We start from the raw sequence: 7,274 nt of genomic DNA, 5'->3' as shown, positions 1-7,274 counted from the left end.
ACTGGAACCACGTGAGGCGGCAGGTCAAGCTGAAGGGCCTGACCCCGGCGGAGTTCCGGGAGCTGGCCCTCCGCGAGGCCGCTTAGCGGTTATGATTTAACGCGTCCAAGTTTTGGGGTGCAGTTCATTGACTCACTGAGTCAAACGAACCCGTCCCCATTGTCTCGGTGAGTCAATTGAACCCGTCCCCAATGACTCGTCCCCGTCGGCTCCTTGACGGCATGTCAGCTCGCAACAGTCCTGTAACATTTCTTGACTCCACTCAACTAAAGCGACACAATCATCTTCGCCTACGGGCGCTGGGACGCGGCACGGGGTCGCGCCCGATCGGAACGAGAGGTTGCTCTGCGATGCATGCTTACCTACTAATTTCGGGTGAGATTATTAGCTAGCGCGGGTTGGATACTGCCAGCCCGCGCGCTTCGCGGGCGGCTGTGAGACGAGGGCCGTCGTATATCGAGGCCCTCGTTTTTTTTGTATCTGCCCGCGCTCGCGCGAATGCTCGCCGCCGATGCGCACGGTGGCGGCGGATGTGGATCGCATCGCTTCGGGAGCCCCAAAGGGAAGGATCGTGAAATGAACGGAATGATCGTCGTCGCGGTGGCTGCGGTGGTGCTCGCCGCCGGCTACCTGCTCTATGGACGATGGCTCGCCCGCACGTGGGGCGTCGACCGCGAGGCGCTCACGCCCGCCAAGCGCATGGAGGACGGCAAGAACTTCTCGCCCGCCTCGTGCTTCACGGCGTTCTCGCACCAGTTCAGCTCCATCTGCGGCGCGGGTCCCGTGACGGGCACCATCGCGGCCATGATGTTCGGTTGGCTGCCGGTGCTGCTGTGGGTGCTCGTGGGCGGCATCTTCTTCGGCGCCGTGCACGACTTCGGCGCGCTCTACGCGAGCGTGAAGAACAACGGCAAGTCGCTCGCCCAGCTCGTCGAGAAGTACATCGGCCGCACGGGTCGCCGCCTGTTCCTGCTCTTCAGCTGGCTCTTCACCATCATCGTCATCGCGGCGTTCGTGGATATGGTCGCGGGCACCTTCATGGCGACCTTCGACGCCTCGGGCGCCGTGGACACCGCCGCGTCGTACTCGGGCGGCGCCGCGGGCACCATCTCGATCCTCTTCACCTTCGTGGCGATCGCCTTCGGTTGGATCAACCGCCGCTTCGGCCTCTCCGGCTGGAAGGAGTTCGTGCTCGCGGTCGCGCTCTTCGTGGCCATGTTCGCCGTGGGCATGCAGTTCCCGGTGTACCTCGATAAGTACGGCTGGTTCGCGGTCATCATGGTCTACCTGCTCTTCGCGGCCGCCATGCCCATCCAGACCCTGAAGCAGCCGCGCGACTACCTCACGAGCATCATGATGATCGTCATGATCGTGTGCGCGGTGCTCGGCATCTTCGTGCTCGGCGCGAAGGGCGAGGCCACCATGACCGCGCCCATGGTCGCCGACTTCTCCGCCCTCGCCGAGAACGGCAGCTACGTGTTCCCGCTGCTCTTCGTGTCCGTTGCGTGCGGCGCCCTCTCCGGCTTCCACAGCCTCGTCTCCACCAACACCTCCTCCAAGCAGGTTGAGAAGGAGCAGGACATGCTGCCCGTGGGCTACGGCGCCATGGTGCTCGAGTCCTTCGTGGGCGTGCTCGCCATCGTGGTCGCGGGTATCATGTTCACCGCGATGAACACCTCCGGCGCCGGCGGCGCGGCCGCGGGCACGCCGTTCAAGATCTTCTCCACCGGCGTGGCGAACGGCATGGCGGCCTTCGGCGTGAACGGCACGCTGGCCTCCGTGTTCATGACCATGTGCGTGTCGGCGCTCGCGCTCACGTCGGTCGACGCCGTGGCGCGCATCGGTCGCCTCTCGTTCCAGGAGTTCTTCGCCAAGACGAACGACGCAGCCGAGGATGCCGGCGCGAACGCGACCGGTGCGGCGAAGGTGTTCTCGAACACCTGGGTCGCGACGGTGCTCACCCTGGCGCTGGGCCTCGCCCTCGCCTTCGGCGGCTACAACAACATCTGGCCGCTCTTCGGCGCCTCGAACCAGCTGCTCGGCGGCATGACCATGATCACGCTCGCGGTGTTCTGCAAGTGCACCGGCCGCAAGGGCTTCATGCTCTACGTGCCCGTGGCGTTCCTGCTCGCGAGCACCTTCACCTCGCTCGTGCAGAGCATCATCGGCTGCGTGAACGCGCTGCAGACCTCCGGCATGGCGGTCATCGCGACGTCCGGCCTGCAGCTCGTCTTCGCGATCCTCATCGTGATCCTGGGCGTCATCGTGGCGTACAACTGCCTGAAGGAGCTCTTCACCAAGAAGGCCGGCTCGCTGCCGGACGAGGAGCCCGAGTGGTCGCAGATGGGCCTCGCGCGCTATGGCCACGGCCAGCACGCCGACGCCCCCGCCGCCGGCACCACCGAGCGCGCCTGAGTCATTGGGGACGGGTTCAATTGACTCAGCGAGTCAATGGGGACGGGTTCGATTGGCTCGTTGAGTCATCGGGGACGGGTTCGATTGACTCATCGGTCGGATTTCGCCGAGCGTCGGTGAATGAGCCCCGGTTGGCGCGGCCCCGTTGAACGAGCCCGCTGAACGGTCCCGCGTTGAACCATAGATAGCGCGAAGGGCGCGGTGATCAGGGAATCTCCTGGTCGCCGCGCCCTTTTCGTTGGCTGGGTGAGCTTCTCGCCCGCCTGCGCGCGTTTGGGGACGTGTTCTGTTCAACCCATGTTGCCCGCGCGCACCTGCCCGCGCGCCCGCGCTCCTACGCCCGCGCAGCCCGCTGCTTGCGCTGGCGGCGCTTGATGACCGTTCCCACCACGGTGAGCACGGCACCCGCCGCGACCGTCGCCGCGATGGCGAGGAACGCGAACGCGAATCCCTCCATGAAGAGCTCCGGCCACTCGGGCATGAAGCCGCTCACGGGGAAGCCCGCGACCTCGCTCATGTGCCCGTAGAGCAGCGCGGTGCCGCCCGTCACGCCGGCGGACATGCCCATGTAGCGCACGAGCGTGCCCAGGCTGCCGGCGAAGCCCAGGTCCTTCTGGTCGACCGAGCCCATGATGCGCGAGTTGTTCGGCGACTCGAAGAGCCCGTCGCCCAGGGCCATGAACATGAGCGTGGGGTAGATGCGCAGGATGGGCGCGCCGGCGGGGAGCATGCCCGCGAGCGCGATGCCCGCGCTGTAGACGACGAGGCCCGCGAAGCAGGGGATCGTGGTGCCGATGCGGTCCGAGAGCGCGCCGGCCACCGGGCTCGCGAGCGCCATGGCCACGGGGATGGCGGTGATGACGAGCCCCGCGACGTCCGACGCGTAGCCGCAGGCGTCCTGCAGGTAGAAGGGCAGGATAAACTCGGTCGCGCCCACGGCGAGGTAGCAGCAGAACATCGCGACGAGATTGAGGCTGAACACCGGGTTGCGCAGGAGCTCGATGCGCACGAGCGGGGTCTGCGCGCGGCGCTCCACGCGGACGAAGGCCGCCAGGAGCACGAGGCCGCCCGCGAGCAGCGCGCCGGCGAGCGCGAGCGACCCCGAGCCCGCGGCGTTGATGGCGAAGAACACGAGGAAGATGGCCGGCGCCATGAGCAGCGCGCCGGGGATGTCGAAGCGCGCGCCGGCGTCGGGGGCGCTCGTGGGGGAGGGGTCGGCGCCCGCCGCGGCATGCTCGCCCGCCATCCCCGTCTCGCGCGGCAGCGTCTTGAGCCCGATGAGGAACGACGCCGCGCCGATGGGCACGTTGATGAGGAAGATGGACTCCCACGGGAACACCGCGACAAGCACGCCGCCCACCACGGGGCCGCACATGAGGCCGAGCGAGACGAACGTCCCCACGATGCCGAGCGCCCGCCCGCGCTCGCGGCTGGGGAAGGCCTCGGTCACGATACCCATGTTGTTGGCCATGGCGCACGAGGCGCCGAAGCCCTGCACGACGCGCGCGCCGATGAGCATGACGAGCGTGGAGGAGAGCCCGCACAGAAGCGAGCCCAACGAGAACAGCACGACGCCCAGCTGGAAGAGCCGCACCTTGCCGTACAGGTCGCCCAGGCGGCCGAACACGAGCACGGTGACGCAGCAGACGAGCAGGTACATGCTCGAGACCCACTGGATCTGGCTGGCGGTGGCGCCGAGCTCGCGCTGGATGGAGGGCGCGGCGACGTTGACGATACTGCTGTCGAGGGTGGACATGAACGTCATGATGACGACGGTGAACAGGACGACCCATTTATTGGTGCGGCGCGGGAGCTCGGCTGCCCTCGCAATGTCGTTTCGGCCGGTATCCGTCGTGTTCGTGCGGCTCACGTGTCCCTGCTCCCTTCCCGTGCGCGCGGTATGCGGCGTAGCGCAAGCAGATGGTAGCAGAATCCGTGGGGGTGGCGACGAGGGACGAATGGGGTGGGGGGATGCGGGCGTCGAGGCGTTACGGTGGCGCGGGCTGGAGCGCAAGCGCGGGATGGGGCGCGGGCGCGCGGGATGTTCGCCCGCCGCCGCTCCGTCCTAGAAGATCGCCGCGGCGAGCGCCGCGAGCACGGCGAGGAACGCGACGTTCCACACGGTGAAGAGCTTGAAGTAGAGCCCCTTCTCGCGCGGGAGCACGAGCGCGACCTGCTTGTATGAGATGAGGCTCGCCATCGAGGCGATGAGCGTGCCCAAGCTGCCGAGGTTCGTGCCCACGATGAGCGCCGACCAGGCGGACGTGAAGCCGGAGAGCAGCAGCGCAGCGGGCACGTTCGAGAGCACCTGGCTCGCCGCGACGGACACCGCGAGCTCGTGGCCGTCGATCATCTGCGCCAGGAAGGCGTCGATGGCCCCGATGCGACCGACGTTGCCCACGAACACGAAGAAGGCGACGAAGGTCAGAAGCAGGGCGTAGTCCACGTGCAGGAGCGCGCGGCGGTCTGCGAGGAGCGCGACGGCGACGGCGGCCGCGACGGTGGCCTGGTAGGGGACGATGCGCGCGACCGAGAGCAGGGCGAGGGCGAAGAGCGCCGCCCACGGGGCGATGCGCAGCGGCGAGGGGGCGGGGTCGAGCGCGTCGGTGGCAGCGGTGGCGCTCGCGGGCAGCGCGGGCTCGACGTCGCGGGTGTTCGCGCGCGCGGTGCCATGGGCGCCGCTGCCCGTGCCGTTCTCCTGCAGCTTGCCGAAGAGCGCGATGGCCACCACGAGCAGCCCGAGCGAGGCGGCCGCATAGGGCAGCATGAGCAGCACGAACTCGACGATCCCCATGTGCGAGGCGCTGTAGAGGTAGAGGTTCTGCGGGTTGCCGATGGGCGTGAGCATGCTGCCGAGGTTCGCCGCGATGGTCATCATGACGATGGTGAAGCAGGTGTGGCGCGCGTCGCCGAGCGAGCCGAGGGCGAGCAGCGCGAAGGGAACGAACGTCACGAGGGCGACGTCGTTCGTGATGAGCATGCTCGAGAAGAAGGCGAGCAGCGTGAGCGCGAGGGCGAGGCGCCGAGGGCCGCGGACCACGCCGAGGAGCTTGCGGCAAGCGATGCGGAAGACGCCGAGGCGCGAGAGGCCGGTCATGATGGTCATGAGGCTGAAGAGCATGCCGATGGTGCGGAGGTCGACGTAGTCGGTATAGGCGGCGTCGGGCGGGACGACGGCGCACGACGCGAGCGCAAGCACGATGGCGATGACGAGCACGGGGTCTTTCCGCACGAGCGCGCGCGTTCCGAGCGCGATGCGCATGAACAGGTCCAAGGCTTCCTCCTAACCGCAAGCCGCCATCCTAGCACATGAGTCATTGGGGACGGGTTCGTTTGGCTCACTGAGTCATTGGGGACGTGCTCGTTTGACTCACTGAGTCATTTGAACCCGTCCCCATTGACTCGCTGAGTCAATTGAACCCGTCCCCAATGACTCAGGCGGTATCATGGATAGGTTCACAGGAAGGAGCCTCATGGCACAGAAGCTCACGGAGCAGGAGCAGCGAACGCTCTCCGCGCTCACGAAGGCGCTGAGCAAGAACCTGCCGGTCGCGCTGCGGAGCGCGTCGGGCGGAATCGCAAGCAAGATGGTGCGTCTGCATAAGGAAACGATGGACGAGGACGAGCTCACGCGCATCCTCGCCGCCTACGGGGACGACGGCAGCGCGCTCGAGCAGCTCGTCGAGGCCGGGGTGCTCGTCGCGGTGGACGGCGGGTACGCGATCGGCGAGCTCTCCCAGCAGCTGGCGGTGCGCGGCGCGACGGAGCTTGCCGGGCCGTCCGCCCAGGGTTCGACCGACCTCGCGAAGCCCGCGAAGCGCCGGGCACGCAGCCGGCGCGGCGATCGGGATGCCTCCGAGAAGCCCGCGTCGGCCAACCAGCCCGCACCCGTCGATCAGCCCACCGCCAAGTCCCCCACATCCACCGACCGCCCCGGAGCCCCCGCGCCGCGCGACCCCGCCACGCCGCGCCCGCGCGAGTCGAACGCCCTCGCGAAGGCGGCGTGCGTGCGCAAGCAGACGCCGGAGCTCAACGCGATCCGCCTCAAGATCATCGACCTCGACCCGCGCCTGTGGATCAACGGCTGGCTGCTCAGCACGCCCTCCGCGTACACCGCCTTCGAGCGCGAGCTGCGCGCCCTGAGCGCGGCGATCGACGGCGAGCCGACCATCGGCGACGGCACCCTCACGCGCCGCGAGCTCTCGTATCGCATCTTCGGCAACGAGAAGTTCCTCGCCATCGAGGGCGAGGGGACGAAGCTCTTCCGCCTCATGGGCGTGGCGAACCTGCTGCGGTGCAAGCAGACGCCGAAAGTCGAGGTCGTGTACTACGTCCCGAAGCCGAAGAAGCACCTCAAGCTCGTGGTGTCGGAGAACCTCGACCCGTGGAGCAACGTGCGCGACGCCCTCTACCTGCACGGGCGCAAGCGCATCCTGGGCAAGCGCGTGCACGGGGCGATCTTCGGCAACGGGCATCTCGTGCGAGGTGCCTCCAAGCTGCGCGATTGCCTGGAGAGCCTGGGCGCGGAGCAAGTCACGCTCAGGTATTGGGGCGACCTCGACCGGGCCGGGCTCGATTTGCTGGCGAGCCTGGTGGAGCTGACGGACGGGCGCGAGGACGTGACGGTGGAGCCGTTCGTCCCGGCGTACCGGCTCATGCTCGCGCGCGCGATGAAGCGCCGACCGAACCCGCTCGACAACGAGGCGGTCGACCAGCACGTTCCCTACGAGCCGGGCCTCGCGCTGCTGCGGCCGTACCTCACGGACGACCAGGCGCGCTACCTCGAGGCGCTGCTCGAGGCCGATCGGCTCATCCCGCAGGAGATCGTCACGGCGGCGGATTTGTAGGGGTGAGCGGGA

Annotated in this window: 5 protein-coding genes; 3 read left to right on the top strand and 2 right to left on the bottom strand. The window is 67.9% G+C overall.

The window, feature by feature from the left end; genetic code table 11:
• Together B5G02_RS10320 and B5G02_RS07240 are read left to right on the top strand one after the other, a co-directional pair.
• Window positions 1–86, top strand: an 86-nt coding sequence (locus B5G02_RS10320) for an IS3 family transposase (protein ID WP_428843242.1), incomplete at its 5' end; no start/stop codon positions are given.
• A 490-nt stretch (window positions 87–576) separates the two neighbouring features.
• Window positions 577–2,415, top strand: a complete 1,839-nt coding sequence (locus tag B5G02_RS07240) for a carbon starvation CstA family protein (protein ID WP_094335741.1) — start codon at window positions 577–579, stop codon at window positions 2,413–2,415.
• Between the two features lie 334 nt (window positions 2,416–2,749).
• Here B5G02_RS07240 and B5G02_RS07235 read toward each other — a convergent pair whose 3' ends face one another.
• Together B5G02_RS07235 and B5G02_RS07230 are read right to left on the bottom strand one after the other, a co-directional pair.
• Window positions 2,750–4,285: an MFS transporter gene (locus B5G02_RS07235; RefSeq protein WP_019239998.1), complete on the bottom strand. Its 1,536-nt coding sequence runs from the start codon at window positions 4,283–4,285 to the stop codon at window positions 2,750–2,752.
• A gap of 195 nt (window positions 4,286–4,480) precedes the next feature.
• On the bottom strand, window positions 4,481–5,689 hold the full coding sequence (locus B5G02_RS07230; RefSeq protein WP_019239997.1) for an SLC13 family permease: 1,209 nt from the start codon (window positions 5,687–5,689) through the stop codon (window positions 4,481–4,483).
• Between the two features lie 199 nt (window positions 5,690–5,888).
• On the opposite strand from B5G02_RS07230, the gene B5G02_RS10225 reads away from it, so the two are divergent.
• The gene (locus B5G02_RS10225) at window positions 5,889–7,262 is read left to right on the top strand and encodes a hypothetical protein (RefSeq protein WP_241146193.1); all 1,374 of its coding nucleotides are present in this window, start codon (window positions 5,889–5,891) and stop codon (window positions 7,260–7,262) included.
• Window positions 7,263–7,274: the final 12 nt, after the last annotated feature.

The sequence above is a fragment of the [Collinsella] massiliensis genome (assembly GCF_002161605.1).
GTDB lineage: Bacteria > Actinomycetota > Coriobacteriia > Coriobacteriales > Coriobacteriaceae > Enorma.
This window is presented reverse-complemented; position numbering and strand designations above follow the sequence as displayed.

Excerpts from the sequence above, each read along its gene's own strand:
- B5G02_RS07240 (WP_094335741.1), top strand. The coding sequence starts at position 577 with ATGAACGGAATGATCGTCGTCGCGGTGGCTGCGGTGGTGCTCGCCGCC.
- B5G02_RS10225 (WP_241146193.1), top strand. The coding sequence starts at position 5,889 with ATGGCACAGAAGCTCACGGAGCAGGAGCAGCGAACGCTCTCCGCGCTC.